The organism is Pseudomonas sp. BIC9C (assembly GCF_034541995.1).
In the GTDB taxonomy this organism is placed as follows: domain Bacteria; phylum Pseudomonadota; class Gammaproteobacteria; order Pseudomonadales; family Pseudomonadaceae; genus Aquipseudomonas; species Aquipseudomonas fluorescens_CC.
This window is the reverse complement of the sequence record NZ_JAWDGM010000001.1, coordinates 1,911,140-1,931,918: the sequence shown is the minus strand read 5'-3', so window position 1 is coordinate 1,931,918 and position 20,779 is coordinate 1,911,140. Positions and strand designations below refer to the sequence as shown.

Annotated in this window: 14 protein-coding genes and 1 tRNA gene; 3 read left to right on the top strand and 12 right to left on the bottom strand. The window is 60.3% G+C overall.

All coding sequences use genetic code 11. The features are described 5' to 3' along the window. Positions 1-19: 19 nt before the first annotated feature. The 6 genes from pqqB to RS887_RS09020 form a co-directional block, all read right to left on the bottom strand. The gene (pqqB, locus tag RS887_RS09045; protein WP_322615086.1) at positions 20-931 is read right to left on the bottom strand and encodes a pyrroloquinoline quinone biosynthesis protein PqqB; all 912 of its coding nucleotides are present in this window, start codon (positions 929-931) and stop codon (positions 20-22) included. Between the two features lie 81 nt (positions 932-1,012). After that, entirely contained in the window at positions 1,013-1,087 is a 75-nt protein-coding gene (gene pqqA / locus RS887_RS09040) for a pyrroloquinoline quinone precursor peptide PqqA (protein ID WP_003444522.1), read from the bottom strand. Positions 1,088-1,245: 158 nt separating this feature from the next. Then, positions 1,246-3,675 carry a pyrroloquinoline quinone biosynthesis protein PqqF gene (gene pqqF / locus RS887_RS09035; protein ID WP_322615085.1) on the bottom strand — a complete coding sequence of 810 codons (2,430 nt, stop codon included), beginning with the start codon at positions 3,673-3,675 and terminating at the stop codon, positions 1,246-1,248. A 48-nt stretch (positions 3,676-3,723) separates the two neighbouring features. Beyond that, positions 3,724-4,518, bottom strand: coding sequence for a carbon-nitrogen hydrolase family protein (locus RS887_RS09030; RefSeq protein WP_322615084.1), 795 nt, complete (start codon positions 4,516-4,518; stop codon positions 3,724-3,726). A 12-nt stretch (positions 4,519-4,530) separates the two neighbouring features. Further along, the gene (locus tag RS887_RS09025; RefSeq protein WP_322615083.1) at positions 4,531-6,213 is read right to left on the bottom strand and encodes a flavin monoamine oxidase family protein; all 1,683 of its coding nucleotides are present in this window, start codon (positions 6,211-6,213) and stop codon (positions 4,531-4,533) included. 221 nt (positions 6,214-6,434) lie between these two features. Continuing rightward, positions 6,435-6,896, bottom strand: a complete 462-nt coding sequence (locus tag RS887_RS09020) for an Lrp/AsnC family transcriptional regulator (RefSeq protein WP_007980298.1) — start codon at positions 6,894-6,896, stop codon at positions 6,435-6,437. Positions 6,897-7,081: 185 nt separating this feature from the next. On the opposite strand from RS887_RS09020, the gene RS887_RS09015 reads away from it, so the two are divergent. Then, positions 7,082-9,436: a glucose/quinate/shikimate family membrane-bound PQQ-dependent dehydrogenase gene (locus tag RS887_RS09015; RefSeq protein WP_322615082.1), complete on the top strand. Its 2,355-nt coding sequence runs from the start codon at positions 7,082-7,084 to the stop codon at positions 9,434-9,436. Between the two features lie 181 nt (positions 9,437-9,617). Continuing rightward, on the top strand, positions 9,618-10,250 hold the full coding sequence (locus RS887_RS09010) for a peptidase M41 (protein WP_322615276.1): 633 nt from the start codon (positions 9,618-9,620) through the stop codon (positions 10,248-10,250). Positions 10,251-10,403: 153 nt separating this feature from the next. On the opposite strand, the gene RS887_RS09005 is transcribed toward RS887_RS09010, so the two are convergent. The 5 genes from RS887_RS09005 to rpsU all read right to left on the bottom strand — a co-directional run bounded on the left by RS887_RS09005 (position 10,404) and on the right by rpsU (position 18,938). Next, positions 10,404-10,480, bottom strand: a tRNA-Ile gene (locus tag RS887_RS09005). A gap of 15 nt (positions 10,481-10,495) precedes the next feature. Next, complete coding sequence (locus RS887_RS09000) at positions 10,496-14,242, bottom strand: bifunctional diguanylate cyclase/phosphodiesterase (RefSeq protein WP_322615081.1); 3,747 nt, start codon at positions 14,240-14,242, stop codon at positions 10,496-10,498. A 117-nt stretch (positions 14,243-14,359) separates the two neighbouring features. Then, a complete protein-coding gene (gene rpoD, locus RS887_RS08995; RefSeq protein ID WP_322615080.1) occupies positions 14,360-16,207 on the bottom strand; it encodes an RNA polymerase sigma factor RpoD in 1,848 nt (615 codons plus the stop codon). Between the two features lie 67 nt (positions 16,208-16,274). Next, positions 16,275-18,242 carry a DNA primase gene (dnaG, locus tag RS887_RS08990; RefSeq protein WP_322615079.1) on the bottom strand — a complete coding sequence of 656 codons (1,968 nt, stop codon included), beginning with the start codon at positions 18,240-18,242 and terminating at the stop codon, positions 16,275-16,277. 480 nt (positions 18,243-18,722) lie between these two features. After that, positions 18,723-18,938 carry a 30S ribosomal protein S21 gene (gene rpsU / locus RS887_RS08985; protein WP_002551877.1) on the bottom strand — a complete coding sequence of 72 codons (216 nt, stop codon included), beginning with the start codon at positions 18,936-18,938 and terminating at the stop codon, positions 18,723-18,725. 199 nt (positions 18,939-19,137) lie between these two features. Here rpsU and tsaD point away from each other — a divergent pair, with 199 nt between their 5' ends. Continuing rightward, complete coding sequence (gene tsaD, locus RS887_RS08980; RefSeq protein ID WP_008017404.1) at positions 19,138-20,163, top strand: tRNA (adenosine(37)-N6)-threonylcarbamoyltransferase complex transferase subunit TsaD; 1,026 nt, start codon at positions 19,138-19,140, stop codon at positions 20,161-20,163. A gap of 23 nt (positions 20,164-20,186) precedes the next feature. On the opposite strand, the gene plsY is transcribed toward tsaD, so the two are convergent. Beyond that, positions 20,187-20,756, bottom strand: coding sequence for a glycerol-3-phosphate 1-O-acyltransferase PlsY (gene plsY, locus RS887_RS08975; protein ID WP_007993197.1), 570 nt, complete (start codon positions 20,754-20,756; stop codon positions 20,187-20,189). Between the last annotated feature and the right edge of the window lie 23 nt (positions 20,757-20,779).

Here is a 20,779-nt window from a genome sequence, read left to right as displayed (position 1 = left end):
TGGCGTCTGGGGCCATTAGCTACAGCACAATACTCATGCCATCAAAAGCCACTTCAACCTGGCGCCGATCCAGCTCCGCCCGCTCCGGCGAATCCTCATCGAGAATCGGGTTGGTGTTGTTGATGTGGATAAGCACCTTGCGCTGTTCAGGCAGTTGCTCAAGCACTTCGAGCATGCCGCCGGGGCCGTTTTGCGCCAGATGGCCCATCTCCCGGCCGGTGCGGGTGCCGACGCCGCGGCGCTGCATTTCATCGTCATCCCACAAGGTGCCGTCAACCAACAGGCAATCGCAGCCGGCCATGATCTCCAGCAGCGGCGCATCCACCTTGCCCAGGCCCGGCGCGTAGAACAGTTTGCCGCCGGTGTTGAGGTCTTCAATGATCAGGCCGATGTTGTCCCCCGGGTGCGGGTCGAAGCGATGCGGCGAGTACGGCGGCGCGGCGCTGCGCAGCGGCAACGGGGTGAAGCGCAGATTGGGGCAGGCCGGGATGCTGAAGCTGCGGTCGAGTTCGATGCGGTTCCAGTTCAGCCCGCCGTTCCAGTGGGTCAGCATGTTGAACAGCGGAAAGCCGCTGCTCAGGTCTTCGTGGACCATGTCGGTGCACCAGACCTGATGCGGGCACCCTTCACGCAGCATGAGCAGGCCGGTGGTGTGGTCGATCTGGCTGTCCATCAGGATGATCGCGCCGATCCCGGTATCGCGCAGGGCCCGGCCCGGCTGCATCGGGGCGAAGCTCTGGAGTTGGGCGCGGATGTCCGGGGAGGTGTTGCACAGCACCCAGTTCACGCCGTCATCGGAAATCGCGATGGATGATTGCGTCCGCGCCTTGGCCCGCAGACTACCGTCGCGAAAGCCTGCACAGTTCACGCAGTTGCAGTTCCACTGGGGAAAACCGCCGCCGGCAGCGGAACCTAGAATCTGGACAAACATGGGCGCTCCATCATTTCAACGCTGAAAATAAAACGCCTCGGATAACCGAGGCGTTGTGCTGCTCATCTGCCAAAGCAGAGATTAGCGGCTTGCGAAGTACATGGTGACTTCAAAGCCGATACGCAGGTCGGTGTAAGCAGGTTTGGTCCAGGCCATAAATCGAACTCCTTCATGTAGGGTGGGATAGCGCTATCTATAGATATAGTCCACCTCAAGTCAGAGATGTTCCAGATAGTTAGGTTGCTATGTTACTCAAAATTTCAAAGAAATTGCCCGTGAAACTTTGAGAAAGCTCCTTGCAGCCCCAGTAATGATCATTTTGCCGCTTGCCATGGCTCACCCGGGCTGGCCGAGCTGGCCAGGCAGCGCCAGCCGCCCTCGGCCTGATTCAGGCGTCGGGCCATATCCAGTAGAGCAGCCCGATCAATTTGCACAATGGACTGGGGCAATTGCGTCAGATATTCCGACGAGTGGCCGGCCAGCTTGCCCTGCCAGAGCAATTCGGCCGCTTGACCGGTGGTGAGTGCGGCGCTGGAAAATTGATCCGCCAGAGCCTGGCGTTGAGCGTTGAAGGTGCTGTCGTCGAGCGCCTGGATCAGGTCCGGCAATTGATTCAGGAATTGCTCGATGTGTTGCAGCAGCTCCATCGGCGCAACGCTAGGCGATTGCACGCCGAACAGCAGCCCGGTTTGCCCGTGAATCTGCCGCAGGGCGCTGAACACCGCATAACCCAATTGCAACTCCACCCGCAGGCGCTGGTAGAACGGCGTCTGGGAGAGGTGAGCGAGCAACCGCCACACGGCTTCGTCGGCTATCGCCTGGGTGGCTGTCGGACAGAACAGCAGCAGCGCGTGCTCGCTGGAGGCGGTATCGACATGGCTCCACAGATGCTGTGAATGGATCGAAGCGGGCGGCGTCAGTTGATTGTCCGGCGTGCCGGGTATGCGGCTCAGGGCCAGACCCATGGCCGCTTGAGTCTGAGCCGATAACCCGACGGCCAGCCCATCCCATCGCGCACTCGACCAGAGTTGCTGCAAGTCATCCGAGTTCGCGGTGTGCGCAAGGCAGTGATCGGGCAATGCCTTGAGCAGTTGCCGAATCGGTATTAGCGCCACGCTCGTCGGTTCGGCTTGTGAGGCAGCGGCATCAGGTTGTGTCAGTTCTTTCAGCGCATGCTCCAGGACGCTGGGCATCGGCTCTTGTAGCCCGTTCAACTTCAGTAGCCATTCGTTGCCCGACGCACTGAAGGAAAAATCCACACCGGCCTGACACGCGTCTTCGCGCAACGGTTGCAGGTTGTTTTCCAGTCGTGATTGAAGGTGGCTGCCGGGAGTCGAGCCCAGACGCCAGCGCAGATAGATCGCACCTTCAACAGCGTTGTCCGGGAATGCCTGGCTGAATTGCATCGGCGAACGTTCACGGCGGCTGCGCGAACGGTCCTGGGCAAACGTGCGCAGGCCGCGGTGGGCACTGGTCTGGCCGCGAATCAATCCGGCGTTGGGTGCCGGTGCTTCGGAGCGCAAGAACGGGTTGGGTGTCGGCAATTGCCATGGGCCGCTGAAGTTATCCACAGCGCCGATTTGTTTGAGGATCTGTTTGAGGGTTGTAACACCTGGCTCGGTTAACCCGACTTCACGTTGTTCGCTGTCCAGTCGGGCCAGTTGCAAGGCGCTGCTGACTTGCTGCTGGCGCTGGAGCAGGGTGGCGTACTCTTCGCGCAATGGGCGCCAGTCTTGTTCGGCAAAGAAGCCGAGCCAGTCCATCAGGCATTCGCGGATGCCTGTAGCCGGGGACGCGGCGGGCAGGGTGAATTCGATATGCAGCAAGGCTTGACTGGCGAACTGGTACAGCGGCTGGGCCTTCAGCTGATCGGCCAGCCCGCGTTCGCGCAGGTCCGCCAACAAGCCGCCGGGTTTTGCCCTGTTCAGCCAGTGGCACAGGAACGCCAGCGCCTCGGCAGAAAGTTCGGGCAGGGCTTCAAGGGCAAACAGCAGATCCAGGCGCCGCTCGCCAGCCTGTTGATAACTGTTGGCCGAGGCATCCATCAGTGGCGCCGGAGGCTGTTGAGTGACTGTTTCGCCTTTGGCAATGACGTTGCCAAAGGCTTCGGCCATCGCCTTCAATTCATCGAGACTCTGTGGCCCGACCAGGCTCAAGGTCATTTGCCCGGTCTGGTAAAACCGCTGATAAAAGTCCTGCAACGCCTGCTGAAACTCGGGTAGCTGCAGCGGCAGACTGTCACGATTGCCGGCATGAAAACCCCGCAATGGATGAGCCTCGCCAAGCCCGCTGAACAAAGCAGACTGTTGCTGTGCTGCGGCATCCTGCGACCAGGCGACAAATTCCGCCTGCAACACTTCCCGTTCCCGTTGCTGGTCGTCCGGATTCATGCGCGGATGGGCGAGCATGTCTGACAGACGCTCCAGCCCACCGGCAAACGCTTGGGGCGGCAGTTCGAAAAAGTAGTCCGTGGTGCGTTCGCTGGTCCGCGCATTCACTTGCCCGCCATGACGCTGGACGTAGGCCATCAACCCTTGCCCTGCGGGAAAATGCTCAGTCCCCAGAAACAGCAGATGTTCAAGAAAATGCGCAAGGCCGGGCCACGCCAGCGGCACATCATGGCTGCCCGCAGCGACGCGCAACGCTGCTGCGCAGCGCTTCAGGTTCGGGGCATGACGCAAGGTCACCCGTAGACCATTGGCCAGGGTTTCAGTGTGGGGGCGAGGGTGATTCAGCGCGGGCATGGGCACTTCCAGAACAGTGAAGTGCCAATGCTAGCGGATTAGAGTGGACTAGCGCTTGTTCAGGTCGCCGTAAAGCTCAGGGCGGCGATCGAGGAAGTAACGATTGGCGGCACGGGAGTCGAGCATCAACTGACGATCCAACTCACCGACAATCAATGCTTCATCAAGGCCTGCCTGAGCGATGCGGCTGCCATCCGGTGCGGCGATGCTGCTTTGACCGCAATAGCGGATGTCGCCTTCATGGCCGCAGTAGTTGGCGTAAGCCACATAGCATTGGTTTTCGAAGGCGCGGGAGCGCACGGTGACATCGGCGACGAAATCGAACGGAATCATGTTCGCGGTCGGCACCAGAATCAGCTCGGCACCGGCCAGGGCCAGGCGTCGGGCGTTTTCCGGAAATTCCAGGTCGTAGCAGATCAGGAAACCGAGCTTCCAGCCGTTGAGCTCAATGATGGGAAACTCGTCGGAACCTGCGCTGAACATCGAGTGATCGAGATCGCCGAACAAGTGCGTCTTGCGGTAGTTGCACAGGCGCTCGCCATTGGCGTCGATCAATTGCACGGCGTTGTAGATCTGGCCGTCGGCAGTGCGCTCGGGATAGCCATACAAGATGGCGATCCCGGCCGCCTTGGCAATGCGCGCGATCTGCTGCGCCGACTCACCGTTGTACACCTCCGCCAGCACGCTGACGGCATCGACGCCGATGTTGTAGCCGGTCAGGAACATCTCCGGCAGCACCAGCAGGTCCGCACCCTTGGCTTCCAGCGCAAGCTGCTGCAAGCGTTGCAGGTTGCCGGCGACATCCAGAGGCTGCGGCGGACATTGGTAAAGGGCTACGCGCATTTCGGATTCCTCTTACTCGGGCAGGGCGATCGGACCGATCTCGTTGAACACATCGCCTGGACCCGGATTCTCGGCGTGAGTTGCACCGCCGAAGTGTTTCATGATGCCCCACACCGCGTTGAGCGAGGTCTGCACCGCGCCTTCGACCCAGGCCGGCGTCCATGAAACGTCGTCGCCGGCAATGAAGATCCCGCGCTGTTCGGGCGGCATGTCGTCCTGCATGAAATGCGCGTACATGCGCTGGTTGTAGCGGTAGTGGCCGGGCAGGGCGCCTTTGAATGCACCAAGGAAATGTGGGTCGGCTTCCCAGGACACGGTAATCGGATCGCCGATGATCCGCGCGGCGATGTCGACTTTCGGGTAGATCTTTTTCAGTGCATCCAGCGCCAGTTTCACGCGTTTTTCCACAGGGTGCGGGAGCATTTTCAGTGCGTCGCTCATCCACGAGTACGACAGGCAAATCACCCCCGGCTTGTCGTCGCCGTTGTCGAACAGGTAGGTGCCGCGAGTCAGGCGATCCGTGAGGGTCATGCTCATCAGGTCGCGGCCGGTTTCCGGGTCCTTGTCCTTCCAGAACGGGCGGTCGACCATCACGAAGGTTTTCGACGACTGCATGTAGCGGGTGCGGTCCAGGGCCATCCACATCTTTTGCGAGAACAGGGTTTCGTCGCATTCGATCTGGGTGGTCAGCAGCCAGCTTTGGCAGGTGGTCAGCACCGCGGCGTATTCGCGGGTGTCGCCCCAGTTGTCGGTGACGGCGAAACGGCCACCCGGCGCGTGGGCAATCTTCTTCACGCCGGTACGCGGTGCGCCGTTGTGCAGGGAGCTGAGGCTGGTGCCTTCTGGCCAGTGCACGCAACGCTCCGGTACATGACGCCAGATCCCCTGCGGCACCTGTTCCACGCCGCCGACCACCAGGTGCTGATGATCGTCGCAGTTGGTCATCACCACGCGGAAGATTTCCAGCATCGAGTTGGGGAAGTCCGAGTCCCAGCCGCCGGTGCCGAAGCCGACCTGGCCAAATACTTCGCGGTGATGGAACGAGAGCTTGGCGAACGCCTTGGAGGTGGCGACGAAATCGTAGAAGGTGCGGTCGTCCCACAGCGGCACCAGGGTGTTCCACAGCTCCTTGAGGCGCGGCACGTCACGGTCGCGAATGGCTTGCTGGATATCCGAGAACTGCGAGCCGGCCTCAAGGGCATCGGCCCAGGCGTCAGCCACTTCCTGGAACAGTGCAGGGAGATCCGACAGCTTCTGTGCGTAATGGGTCTGGCCTTCGAGGTCGATTACCGTGCTGCCCGACGCGGGGGTCAGCGGGTTAGGGAAAGGTTTGGTTTCCAGACCCAGTTTGTCGACGTAGTGATAGAACGCGGTGGACGACACCGGGAAGCGCATGCCGCCCAATTCGGCAACGATGCCTTCGGCGCCGTTGAACGCCTGCGAGCGCAGACGGCCACCCATTTTCGAAGCTTCGTAGACGACCGGTTTCAGACCCAGCTTCATCAGCTCATAAGCGGCCACCAGGCCGGCGATGCCGCCGCCGACAATCGCCACCTCGGCGCCGTGATTGTGCTCGGGAATGCTGCCCAGACCAGCCGGGTGCTCGATCCAGTCGTCGAAAGCGAAGGGAAAGTCCGGGCCGAAAATGGTGACTGGTTTTTTACCGTCTGCAGGATGGCGATTGTTCTTGTTCATGGCTGACCTTGCTGGCGACCCGACGCGGAATGCGCATCTGAGTATAGGAAAAGATGCCAGCCATTCTAGAGAGCACGGAACACGTTAATAAGACGCAAAGTGTCGTCGTTTTGCCATATCACATATCAATATGACGATCTATTGCTACACACTGTCCAATGTTGGAGCGAGCCTGCTCGCGAAGAGGTCCGACCGGGTACCTCAAATCCACCGGTACAAACTCAAACCGGCTGCCCCCGATCAATCTTGCTGCTCAAGATGATCGAAGTCGTGGTCTTCTCCACCCCGTCCACACTGCCAATCTGATCCAGCAACTGATCCAGCTGCTCCGGCGAATCAGTGCGCAACCACGCCACATAATCAAATTCGCCACTCACCGCACACAGCTGCTGTACCTGCGCCATCGCGCTCAGGCGTCGCAACACCTCCTTGCCGGAACGCGGTTGCACAGTGATCCCGACATACGCCTGCAACCCGCCATCCACCACTCGCTGCCCGAGACGTACGCCGTAACCGGTGATCACCTTGGCCTTTTCCAGCCGAGCCAGGCGCGAGGTGACCGTGGTGCGGGCGATGCCCAGTTGCCGGGCCAGCATGGCCACGCTCTCGCGGGCGTTGATCTGCAGGGCGGCAATCAACTGGCGGTCGATTTCATCGAGAACGGGTGGGCGAGTGTCAGGCAAAGGGTTATCTCCAGCGGTATGGATCAGTGCGCAAGCATGTTACAGGCAGATTCTGTACGGCGCTCGCGACGGATCCCTGATCTGGCCTGGGTACCGTTCATGACATTTGTGCCTGCGACAAATTGCCATAAGTAACTGGTTAGTACATTATTCCGGGCTTGTCACAAATGGGGAAAATTTCCGACATGAACAATTCTGGGGCTGCCGCCGGCAGCAAATGGTTGCTGGCGGGGCTGGGTGTGCTGATTGCTCTGATCGGGCTCGGCCTGGCCGGTGGCGGTGGCTATCTGATCGCGCTCGGTGGCAGTGGGTATTTCCTGCTGATGGGCCTGGCGATGCTGGTGTCCGGGTGGATGATCGCCCGGCGTAAGCCGCTCGGCGCCTGGCTGTATGGTGTGGCGCTGGTCCTCACGGCGATCTGGGCGGTATGGGATGCCGGTCTCGAATACTGGCCGCTGGTCTCGCGGGTACTGACCTTCGCTGTGATCGGCCTGGTTGTGGCGCTGATCTATCCGACCCTGGTCCGCGCTTCGGGCGCGACCGGCGGGCGTGGTGCTTACGGTCTGGCCGGCATTCTGGGCGTGGGCGTCGTTGCGACGATGGCCTACATGTTCGTCCCGACCCATGTGGTCAAGGCCACCGTTGAGCCTGGGGTAACGCCGGTCGCGCCGGGCACCGAGCAGAAAGACTGGGCTCACTGGGGCAACACCACCGCCGGCAATCGCTTTGCCGCGCTGGACCAGATCAACAAAGCCAATATCGACAAGTTGCAGGTCGCCTGGACCTTCCGCACCGGCGACATCCCGCAAAGCACCGGTGCCGGTGCCGAAGACCAGAACACCCCGCTGCAAATCGGTGACACGGTCTACACCTGCACCGCCTACGGCAAAGTCTTCGCCCTGGATGCCGACACCGGCGCCCAGCGCTGGAAGTTCGACCCGCAAGGCACCGCGCCCAACTGGCAGCGTTGCCGTGGCCTGGGCTACTCCGAAACCCCGGCTTCTTCGGACAATCAGCCAACATCCTGTACGAAACGTCTGTTTCTGCCGACCGGCGATGCGCGCCTGATCGCCATCAATGCCGACACCGGCAAGCCCTGCGAAGAGTTCGGCAACCACGGTACTGTCGACCTGACCACCGACATGGGCGAAGTGAAGCCCGGTTACTACCAGCAGACCTCGACCCCATTGGTTGCAGGGGACGTGGTGATCGTCGGTGGCCGCGTGGCTGACAACTACTCCACTGGCGAGCCGCCGGGCGTGGTTCGTGCCTACGACGTGCGCAGCGGTGAGCTGGTGTGGGCATGGGATCCGGGCAATCCGAACACCACCAAACGTCCGCCGGCCGGTGAGACCTACACCCGTGGCACGCCGAACGTCTGGTCGGCCATGTCCTACGACGCCAGACTCGGTCTGGTGTACCTGCCGACCGGCAACGCGACGCCAGATTTCTTTGGCGGTCAACGTACCGGGTTCGACGACAAGTGGAGCTCGTCCATCGTCGCCATCGACGTAAAAACCGGCCAGGTACGCTGGCACTTCCAGACCACCCACCACGACCTGTGGGACTTCGACCTGCCGGCGCAACCGCTGCTGTACGACGTGCCGGACGACAAGGGTGGCACTCAGCCAGCCCTGGCGCAAGTTACCAAGCAGGGTGAGATCTTCCTGCTCAACCGCGAGACCGGCGTGCCGATTGCCCGCGTCGAGGAACGCCCGGTGCCGCAAGGCAAGGTCCCCGGCGAGCGCTATTCGCCCACCCAGCCGTTCTCGGTCGACATGCCGTCAATCGGCAACAAGACCCTGAGCGAATCCGACATGTGGGGCGCCACACCGTTCGACCAGTTGATGTGCCGCATCCAGTTCAAAGGCATGCGCCATGAAGGCGTCTACACCCCTCCGGGGATGGACCGTGCCCTGCAATTCCCGGGTTCGCTGGGCGGCATGAACTGGGGCAGCGTCTCGGTCGATCCGAACACGAACTACATGTTCGTCAACGACATGCGCCTGGGCCTGGCCAACTACATGATCCCGCGCGACAAGATCAAAGCCGGGGCCAGCGGCATCGAAATGGGCGTGGTGCCGCAGGAAGGCACGCCGTTCGGCGCCATGCGCGAGCGTTTCCTCTCGGCGGTCGGCATTCCGTGCCAGAAACCACCGTTCGGCACCATGTCCGCCATCGACCTCAAGACCCACAAACTGATGTGGCAAGTTCCGGTCGGCACCGTGCAGGACACCGGCCCGCTGGGCATCCGCATGCACCTGCCGATCCCGATCGGCATGCCGACCCTCGGCGCGTCACTCGCCACCCAATCGGGCCTGCTGTTCTTCGCCGGCACCCAGGACTTCTACCTGCGCGCCTTCGATACCGGCAACGGCAACGAAATCTGGAAGTCGCGCTTGCCGGTGGGCAGCCAGTCCGGGCCGATGACTTACGTTTCGCCGAAAACCGGCAAGCAGTACATCCTGCTGACGGTGGGCGGTGCGCGTCAGTCGACCGATCGTGGGGATTATGTGATTGCCTACGCTTTGCCCAAATAAGGTGAGGTAGGAGCGAGCTCGCTCGCGAAGGTCGTGAACGATAACGCGTGCTTCCTGTATAGGCGCGGTGCTTTCAAATCCATCGCGAGCAGGCTCGCTCCCACATTGCGCGGGGCATCAGGATGGACAGCGACCGTCACTCGTAGTCGAATGCGAGAACGAAGGTTCCGAGGCAATGGATATGACGAGGAAGATGCCCCCCGCAGTACGCGATCATGCCCTGCAGATCGCCCATCACGAAATGGGCCACTACGTCGTGGCCCGCGCCCTGGGCTTTGCCACGGGCGGCGTGACCTTGACGGTGACCATGGACTTGCGGCACCAGGGAGGGGCCTGCATTACGCTGGTGCGCCCGATTTCGTCGATAGAAACCATGAAGGAGCACCTGGAAGCCCGGATGATGGTGCTCCTGGCTGGCGCAATGGCGCAGACACTGCCTTCAAGACCTTCAGCCGGAAAACGCGTCGACAAGCCGAAAGCCACAGCCATCCTCAAAGGCGAGCAGGGGGCGGAGCAGGATTACGCAAAGATCAGGGAGCTTCAGCATCTGCTGCGTAACATCGCCTATCCCGATACCGATCCAGCGTCGTCCGACAGCATCACGACCGAGATGAAAGCGATCAATGATTGCCTGTGGATGCGGACTCAGGAAATCGTCGAGATGCTGTCCGAGACCATTACCGAGCTGGGAGAGAGTCTGGTAGATCGCATGGTGCTCGTGGAGCAATGGGGCAGGCCGGCGGACACCTATGAGATCGTGTTGACCCGTGAAATGCTTGAGCGGTTGGAAATAAGTCGGGCCCGCTCCCTGTAGGAGCGAGCTCGCTCGCGAAGGTCGTGAACGATTACGCGTAAAGCCAGATGCCCAGCGGCGCCCTTGGATTCTTCGCGAGCAAGCTCGCTCCTACAGGTTCCTTAACTAAACGTCAGACGAAAAAAAACCGCGTATGAACGCGGCTTTCTTGTTTGGTGGGCCCACACGGACTTGAACCGTGGACCAAAGGATTATGAGTCCTCTGCTCTAACCAACTGAGCTATAGGCCCTCAGTAGGCCGCGGATTATAACGACGGTTTCGCGACTGTGCCATCCGAAAAAGCCATTACGGTTGTACGAAGAAACGTCGCGGCATATTCGTCCGGGGGTAGTGGCGGGCTGACGATGTAACCCTGGATTTGCTCGCAACCCTCGGCGGCGAGGAATTGCTGTTGCGCCTGGGTCTCGACGCCTTCGGCAATCACGGTGAATTGCATGCTGCGTCCGAGCGCGATGATGGCGCTTACGATCGCCGCATCGTGGGGATCGTCCGGCAGGCCGCGGACGAAGGATTGATCGATCTTGAGGATGTCCAGTGGCAATCGTTTGAGGTAACTCAGGGACGAGTAACCGGTGCCGAAGTCATCGATGGCCAGTTGCACACCCAGATGTTTGAGTTGATGCAGTACCGCCAGCGCTTCTTCGGCCTGGCTCATGATGAAGTTTTCGGTGATTTCCAGTTGCAGGAAACCCGGGTTGAGGCGGTTGTCCTTGAGCAACTGTTCGATACGGCCCAGCAGGTTGGGTTGGCGCAATTGGGCGCCGGCAAGGTTGACCGAGAGCGGGCCGGGATTTTCGTACAACCGGTGCCATTCGGCCATCTGCCGGCACGCGGTTTCCAGGACCCAGTCGCCGATTTGCAGGATCATGCCATTCTCTTCAGCCAGCGGGATGAAGTGTTCCGGCGGCACGTCGCCAAAGGTCGGATGGCGCCAGCGGATCAGGGCTTCGGCGCCGACCAGGCTGTAGTCTTCGAGGCTGATTTTCGGTTGGTAGCACAGGTGCAACTCGTTGCGTTCGATGGCGCGGCGCAGTTCGTGTTCCAGTGCCACGCGTTCGCTGGCCTGGGCGGTGAGGTCGCGGGTGTAGCTTTCGACACGGTTGCGGCCCTTGGCCTTGGAGCTGTACATCGCGGCGTCGGCGTTCTTGATCAGTGTGGCAACGTCGCAGCCATCTTTCGGATAGAGGCTGGAGCCGATGCTGGCGCTGATGAAAAACTCGTGTTCACCGGCCTGGAACGGCGCGGCGAAACAATTGAGCAACTTGGTGGCGATGTGGTCGGCATCACTGGGTTGTTGCAGGCCCGGCAGCAGGATAATGAACTCGTCACCGCCCAGGCGCGCGACGGTGTCTATATCACGCAACTGCTCCTTGAGACGTACGGCAATGCCCTTGAGCAACAGGTCGCCGACCGGGTGGCCCAGGCTGTCATTGATGTGCTTGAAGCGGTCGAGGTCAAGGAACAACACGGCACCCTGGCCACCATTTTCCTTTTGGCTATTGAGCGCGGTGAGCAAGCGGCTTTCAAACAGAGTGCGGTTGGGCAGGCCAGTCAGCGGATCGTGATGCGCTTGATAGTCGAGTTTGGCCTGGGCGTGTTTGAGGCTGGAAATATCGGCGAATACCGCAACAAAGTGGGTGATGAATTTTTCGCGGTTGCGTACGGCGCTGATGGTCAGCCAACTCGGGTAGAGCTCGCCGTTCTTGCGTCGGTTGGATATCTCGCCTTGCCAGTGACCCTCGGCAGTCAATTGATGCCACATGGCCGCGTAAAACGCGCTGTCGTGCAGACCCGAGGCGAGCAGGCGTGGCGTATGGCCCAGGGCTTCGCTCTCGCTGTAGCCGGTGATTTCAGTGAACGCACGATTGACCGCGCTGATGTGTTGCTGGGTATCGGTGATCAATACGCCTTCGGCGGTGCTCTCGAACACGGTGGCAGCCTGTTGCAGTTTTTCCTGCATCAGGTGTCGCTCGGTGATGTCCCGGGCGATGGTCAGCATGCAGTCGTCATCGCCAATCGGCAGTGGGCGACTGGACACTTCGCAGAGTCGGATCTGCCCGTCACTGCGGCGGATATGGCAGCTGAAGTCGCGGACGAAACCGTCCCGGTGCAACAGATCAAGCATCTGTTTGCGTTCGTTAAGGTTGACCCAGATACCGAGCTCCAGCGCTGAGCGATCCACCGACATCGCGCTGTTGAACCCGGTAATGCGGCTGAAGCCGTCGTTGACCTCCAGCAGCAAGCCATCGCTTTGCCGCGACAGCAGTAAGCCGTCGGGGGAGGCGTGGAAGGCTTTGGCGAATTTTTCTTCGGAGGTTTGCAGTTGCTGCTGGGTTTCCTTGAGCTGGGTGATGTCCCGCACCACGACCACCAGCGCCGATGTCATGTCGAGATTGAACGGTTCAGCTGAGATCAGGCCGGTAAACACGTGGCCATTGCTGCGACGAAAGGGCATTTCCAGGTTGCGGATGCTGCCGGCCTGCAAGCGTTGCAACAGGCCCGGCCCAACGCCGGGTATTCCCCAGATGTTCAAGTCGGTGGCGGTGTGGCCAATGACGTCCTCGGCCTTGAGGCCGATCTGTTCTTCGAACGCTTCGTTGACTTCCAGCAGGCAACCGTCGCTCAGGCGCGCGATCACCAGAATGTCCGGGCATTGCTGGAACACCGAAGCGAATTTCTGTTCTGACAGGCGCAGCGCTTCTTCGGTGCGCTTGGCGTCGGTGATGTCGATCATCAACCCGCGCAACACCGGCTCATGTCCGTGTTCGATCAGGCTGACGATATCGCGCACCCAAAGACAGCGGCCGTCGGCGGTGATCACCCGGTAATCGAGGCGGTGATCGCGCCCGGCCAGTATTTCGTGGTCGCAGAAGTTCTGGGCGCGGGTCAAGTCGGCGGGGTGAATGATGTTGCGCCAGAAGCCCGGAATCAGCCAATGGGACAGTGGATAGCCGAGAAGGTCTTCGGCGTGGGGCGATACATAGCTGTAGGTGTAGTCGGTGACCTTTGCTTCCCAGGCGATGGCCGACAGGCTCTCCACCAGGCCTCTGTAGTGGTACTCGCTGCTGCGCAGTTCCTGTTCAAGATCGACCCGGCGGGCGATTTCCGAACTCAGGCGGCGGTTGATTCGGATAACCGACGCCAGCACGATGGTCAGCAGCAGCAATCCGGGCAGGCCATAGATCAACAGGTCATTCCAAAACGTTCGATGATCGAGGACGTTGCCGACCCAATGCTCCTGAATGGCACTGATTTCGGCGGGGCTCATGTCCGCCAGGACTTTGTCGAGAATACCGACAAGCATTGCGTTGTTGCGAGGTACCGCCATGGCCAGTTGGTAGCGATAGGGGGTTTCACCGCTGACATACAACCCATCGAGCCTGAGCTGGCGCAGGCTCCAGACACTGGACGCCAGATCACCCACCACGGCGTCTACTGCGTCGGTGGCCAGTGCCTGCAACGCCGAGCTGACATTGGGCATCGCCACCAGGTTCAGGTCGGGGTGGTGGGTGCGCAGCAGCTCGTGGGGGGCGTAGTTTTCCACCACGGCAATTTTCAGGCCGTACAGTTCTTGCAGGTTGTGTGGCTGGGGGCCCCCCACATGGGCCAGGATGACAATCGGAAAATCCAGATAGGGACGGGTGAACGACAGGTATTTCTGGCGCTCCGGGGTCGACATGATGCCCGGCAGCAGGTCCAGTTTGCCCTTTTTGGCTTGTTCCAGGACGGCGGTCCAGCTCACCGGCTCGATGGGCGTGAGCCGGGTTGCCAGCCTTTTGCGGATGACCTCGATGTAATCCGCAGCCAGGCCCTGGTAGCGGCCCTCATCGTCGCGAAACTCGAAGGGCGGCCACGATGCATCGACACCCAGGCGCAAGTCCGGGTGAGCCGCCAGCCAGCTACGTTCATCGTCGGTTAGAGTCAGCGCGCCAGCCGTTGCGGTCCAGGTCATCAGCGACAGCAAAAAAAGCACGGTCGGCAGTCTGGGCATAACGGTCTCGTTATGGCTCTGGGGAATGTTTCGAGTGTAGACGGGCTACGGGGGGAGGTGCTGAGATATTAATCTGCCATAAAGCAAAACCCCCGGCCTGGGCCGGGGGTTCTGGTATCACTCGTCGAGGAAGGAGCGCAGATGCTCGCTTCTCGTCGGGTGGCGCAGCTTGCGCAGCGCCTTGGCTTCGATCTGACGAATCCGCTCACGGGTCACGTCGAATTGCTTGCCAACCTCTTCGAGGGTGTGGTCGGTATTCATGTCGATACCGAAACGCATGCGCAGTACCTTGGCTTCACGGGCAGTGAGGCCGGACAGCACTTCGCGAGTCGCTTCCTTAAGGCTCTCAACGGTTGCAACATCGATTGGCGACTGCATGGTCGAGTCTTCGATGAAGTCACCCAGATGGGAGTCTTCGTCATCACCGATCGGGGTTTCCATGGAGATCGGCTCTTTTGCGATCTTCAATACCTTGCGGATCTTGTCCTCAGGCATTTCCATGCGTTCGCCCAGCTCTTCCGGGGTCGGTTCGCGACCCATTTCCTGCAGCATCTGGCGGGAAATGCGGTTGAGCTTGTTGATCGTCTCGATCATGTGCACCGGAATACGGATGGTGCGGGCCTGGTCGGCGATCGAGCGAGTGATCGCCTGACGGATCCACCAGGTGGCATAAGTCGAGAATTTGTAGCCACGACGGTATTCGAACTTGTCTACCGCTTTCATCAAGCCAATGTTGCCTTCCTGGATCAGATCGAGGAATTGCAGGCCACGGTTGGTGTACTTCTTGGCGATCGAGATCACCAGACGCAAGTTGGCTTCAACCATCTCTTTCTTCGCGCGGCGGGCCTTGGCCTCACCGATCGACATGCGACGGTTGATGTCCTTGATTTCGGCGATGGTCAAACCGGTTTCGGTTTCCAGCGCGGTCAGCTTCTGCTGGCAACGGACGATGTCCGGCTGTAGACGGCCAATGGCTTCAGCGTATTTGCCTTTGCCTTTGGCCAGGGCATCACTCCAGCTTTCGTCGACTTCGTTGCCCGGGAACTGGCGCAGGAAGTCCGCACGCGGCATGCGCGCATCACGAACGCAGAGCTGCATGATTGCGCGCTCTTGCTGACGCAGGCGATCCAGGGCGCTGCGAACACGCTCGACCAGGGCTTCGAATTGCTTCGGCACCAGTTTGATCGGCATGAACAGATCGGCCAGGGCCAGCAACTCGGCAATCGCTGCCTTGTTGTGACGACCGTGCTTTTTCAGCGCCTTGCGGGTGATTTCCATCTGATCGGCCACAGCGCCAAAACGCTGGGCGGCGATGATCGGATCCGGACCGCTTTCGGCTTCTTCCTCGTCATCCGAGGCTTCACCGTCTTCGTCGTCGGAATCGTCATCCGCCTTGACGGTTTTCGCGTCAATCGGCGGCGGCACTTCTGCCGCAGGCGGCGCAATGCCGTCGTCCGGGTCGATATAACCGCTCAGGACGTCAGACAGGCGACCACCTTCGGTGGTGACGCGGGTGTACTCGGAGAGAATATGATCAACCGTGCCAGGGAAGTGCGCAATTGCGCTCATCACTTCACGGATGCCCTCTTCAATACGCTTGGCGATTTCGATTTCGCCTTCACGTGTGAGGAGCTCCACCGTACCCATTTCGCGCATGTACATGCGCACCGGGTCGGTAGTGCGACCAATGTCGGTCTCGACCGCAGCCAACGCTGCAGCGGCCTCTTCGGCTGCGGCTTCGTCGGTATCGGCGTCGGCCAGCATAAGGGAATCCTTATCTGGCGCAACCTCGAATACGTTGATCCCCATGTCATTGATCATGCGGATGATGTCTTCCACCTGTTCCGGATCTGAAATATCCTCCGGCAGGTGGTCGTTGACCTCCGCGTAAGTCAGGTAGCCCTGCTCACGACCAAGTGTGATCAACTCTTTGATACGAGACTGCTGTTGCGCTTTTCCGGACATAACACCCTATCCACTGAAGGTCTTGGCGGGCAAAAAACAAGCCGAGGATTATACCTGAGCTATGACCTCACGCGCCAGTTGAGGTCGGGTTTGATGCGGAAACATTGCGACTCAATAGGTCGCGCAGTTGATTTTTCTCTTCGCTGGTCAATTCGCTTTGACGCGCTTTTCTAAGAAGTTGTTCCAGGTTTCGCTCGCGTTGGCGGGCTGACAAGCTAGTAATGGTGTCGAAAAACTGTTGTTCAAGGTTGTCTCCATCAATCAGCCACTCCTTTTCCGCCAGGGCTTTGAGCAGGCGGCCTTGTTCTGTGCCGTGCCAGCGCGCAATCAACTGAATTGAGTTTAGCTTGGGATTCTTCTGCACGGCTTCGAGTAGCGCCACCAGCAATTGTGTGTTGGTGTGATCCTCGGCGGCGAAGTGCCCGGCATCCTCGACTTTTTCGGCCAGTTGCGGGTGATGCAGCAGAGTGCGCAAGGCGGCGAGGGTCGGCGGTTCTACAGCGGCGGGCACCCGTGGCGCGCGGGGTTGATCGCGATCACCGCCCCGTTTGCCATTCTTGTCCCACGGTTTCTTGTCCCATTTCTTGCCTCCTGCACCGGGTTTCTTCGGCGTCCATTCCTGCTGCGGCACATACATTTCCTGTGCCTGCGGCTGATGATAGTCGCTGTAATCGGGCATTGCGTCGTAATCGATGCCCGGGTCGTAGGTCGGCGGTGCTTCTTGCGGGGCGCTTTGTGCCAGCTGGCTTACCGCTTCGCCGCTCAGGCCGGTGATTTCACTCAGGCGCTGACGCATCAAGGTACGCAGGTTGGCGCCCGGGACTTTGTCGATCAGCGGCGCGGCGAGGGTAGCCATGTGGGCTTTGCCCTCAAGCGAGCGCGGGTCGGCTTCTTCTGTCAGTTGCTGGAAGAAGTAATCGGCCAGAGGCTGCGCGTGCTGGTTGATGCGTGCGCGGAAGGCGTCGGTGCCTTCGGAGCGGACCAGGGTGTCCGGGTCTTCGCCCTCGGGCAGGAACAGAAAGCGTGCGCGACGACCGTCCTGCAGGCTCGAAAGTGTTGCCTCCAATGCTCGCCATGCAGCATTGCGACCGGCCTGATCGCCGTCGAAGCAGAACAATACGCTGGGCACGACGCGAAACAGCCGCTTGAGGTGTTCCTCGCTGGTGGCGGTGCCCAGGGTCGCGACGGCGTTGCGCAAGCCTTGCTGGGCCAGGGCAATGACGTCCATGTAACCCTCGACGACGATGATTTCGTCAAGGTTGCGGTTGGTCTTGCGCGCTTCGTACAGGCCATAGAGTTCTTGGCCTTTATGGAAAACCGGGGTTTCCGGGGAGTTCAGGTATTTCGGCTTGTCGTCGCCCAATACCCGGCCGCCAAAGGCGATGACGCGCCCGCGACTGTCGCGGATCGGGAACATTACGCGGTCACGGAAGCGGTCGTAACGTTTACCGCTTTCGGCGTTTTCGATCAGCAGGCCGGCATCGATCATGGCTTTTTGTTGCAGGGTATCGCTGCTCAAGTGCTTGAACAGGTTATCCCAGCCGGGCGGAGCAAAGCCGAGACCGAAGTCCCGGGCGATTTCGCCGGTCAGCCCGCGACCTTTCAGGTAATCCACGGCGGCCTTGCGCGATGGGTGGCTTTTCAGCGCTTGGCGATAAAAGTCGGCGGCGGCACTGAGTAGCGGATACAGCGGCGAATCGGTCGGCTGTCGCGGTTTGTGCGGCCGGCCGCTTTCTTCGCGGGGGATTTCCATGCCGGCGGCTTTGGCCAGTTCTTCGACGGCCTGGACAAAATCCAGGTTATCGTGGTCCATGATGAAGCCGAGGGCGTTGCCGCCAGCGCCGCAGCCGAAGCAGTAATAGAACTGCTTGTCGGGGCTGACGCTGAACGACGGAGTCTTTTCTTTGTGGAACGGGCAGCAGGCGGTGTGATTCTTGCCGGCTTTTTTCAGTTGCAGGCGCGAGCTGACCACATCGACGATGTCGGTGCGGTTCAGAAGGTCGTCAATGAAGCTCTGGGGAATTAGCCCGGCCATGGCGTTCTCGTCATCTGCGCTGAAAGGAACCCGAAACGTACGGCGACCGAACGCGGTCATTGTTTGAGGCGCACAAAGTGTGCGGCTCGACCAGTGTCGTCTGCGTAATCGCTGTCGGGAAGTGTATCTGCCGAAAATCCACTGACGTTAATACCAATCAGTATTCGACTGTTTGAATGTGTTGCGCTGAATCCGCTGCGGCCAATCACAGGCCTCGGATAGCTCATCATCTGGCACGCAAGCAGGTGCCTTGGGCTGATCGTCGTGAGAGGAATCAGTGGGTGTGCTCGTCAGTAGCCTTGAAAGGCTCGTCAGAAAAGACGTGCACCGCTGGCAAAAGAGCCAGGTCTGACGCGGTGAAGCAGATTTGTCTCGGTCGCATCTGCGGCTTTGACAGTGAAGCATCAAGCGTTTTACGCAAATGCCATAAGCCCGGCTGAGGGCCGGGCTTGGCAGAAGCTTGCTACGATCGTCTGTGTATTAGTACAGACGAACGGCGCGGCGCTGTTCGCGCTGAACTTTCTTGGCGTGACGCTTAACAGCGGCTGCTGCTTTGCGCTTACGCTCAGAAGTTGGCTTCTCGTAAAATTCGCGGCTACGAACTTCAGCCAGTACACCGGCTTTTTCGCAGGAGCGCTTGAAACGACGCAGAGCTACGTCGAAGGGTTCGTTCTCTTTTACTTTGACGGCTGGCATCCAGAGCTACCTTCATTCATTACCGGGGTCAACATCCTCGCGGCAAAAGAGCACTTGAAGACGTCGGTTTTTAAGGGTTGCGGATGTTAACCCCTCATCGCTCGGAATGCAAAGCCTCTGATCGAAAACCGCTGGTCGGGGCATCACGCGACGACTATTATGCGCGCCTTCGAATTCAGCCTAAACAAGGCGCAAACCCATGCTAGTACTGGGATTAGAAACCTCCTGCGACGAAACCGGTGTCGCACTTTACGACAGTGAGCGCGGCCTGCTGGCCGATGCGCTGTTCAGTCAGATCGACCTGCACCGCGCCTATGGCGGTGTGGTGCCGGAGCTGGCTTCGCGCGATCACGTCAAACGCATGCTGCCCTTGATTCGTCAGGTGTTGGCCGAGGCCGACTGCGTACCGACCGAGATCGATGCGATCGCCTACACCGCGGGTCCTGGCCTGGTGGGCGCGTTACTGGTAGGGGCTTCCTGTGCCCAGGCGCTGGCCTTTGCCTGGGGCATTCCGGCTCTCGGCGTGCATCACATGGAAGGCCACTTGCTGGCGCCGATGCTGGAGTCGCAACCGCCGGAGTTTCCGTTCGTCGCTTTGTTGGTGTCGGGTGGCCATACGCAACTGGTTCAGGTCGACGGAATCGGTCAGTACACACTCCTGGGCGAGACCCTGGATGACGCTGCCGGCGAAGCCTTCGACAAGACGGCCAAGATGATGGGTCTCAATTATCCGGGTGGACCGGAGATCGCTCGCCTTGCGGAGCAGGGCGTTGCAGGACGTTTCGTTTTCCCGCGTCCGATGTGCGACCGCCCGGGCGTTGATTTCAGCTTCAGTGGCCTGAAAACCTTTGCGTTGAATACCTGGCAGCAGTGCGTCAGCGCCGGGGACGACGGCGAGCAAGCCCGTTGCGACATCGCGCTGGCGTTCCAGCAGGCCGTGGTGGAGACTTTGACCATCAAGTGCAAGCGTGCCTTGAAAGCCGCTGGCATGAAGCGCCTGGTGATCGCTGGCGGTGTCAGTGCCAACAAGGCGTTGCGCACTTCTCTGGAGAAAATGCTCGGCGACATGAAGGGCGATGTGTTCTATGCCCGTCCGCAGTTCTGCACCGACAACGGCGCGATGATCGCCTTTGCCGGTTGTCAGCGCTTGCAGGCCGGTCAGCAGGAAAGCCTGGCGATCAGCGTGCAGGCGCGTTGGCCGATGGAGCAATTGTCGGCGTTGTGATGAGGGGCGCTCATGCCCGGCAACTAGAAATGCCGTTCGCGCCCGGCAAACAGGTCGCGTAGATTGCCGCGATGACGCCAGACGATCAGCCCGGTGAGCGTGCTCATGGGCAGCAGGGCCGCCGGTTCTTGCCAGGCCAGCAAAGGCAGGGTCAGCGGCGTGGCGATCAGGGCGGCCAGGGAGCTGGTGCGGGTCAGGTAGAACGTCAAGAGCCAGGCGCAGACCGCCAGAAGGGCTGCAGGCGGGTACAGTCCCAATAACATGCCGGCAGCGGTGGCGACACCCTTGCCGCCGCGAAAGCGGAAGTACAGCGGAAACAAGTGGCCGATGACGGCATAGACGCCGATCCAGGCCTGCTCCTGCTGCGAAAGGCCCGCAAGACGCGCAATCAGTACCGGCAGCAGGCCTTTGCAAAGGTCGCCGAGCAGGGTCAGGATGGCGAGTTTCTTGCCGGCCAGGCGCAACATGTTGGTGGCACCGGCATTGCCCGAGCCACTCATTCGCGGATCGGGGTTACCGGTCAGGCGGCTGAGCAAAATGGCGAAGGACAGAGAGCCGAGCAGGTAGGCGAGGATCGCCAATAACCAAAACATGCTAACTATTCCGGGCGAGGAAG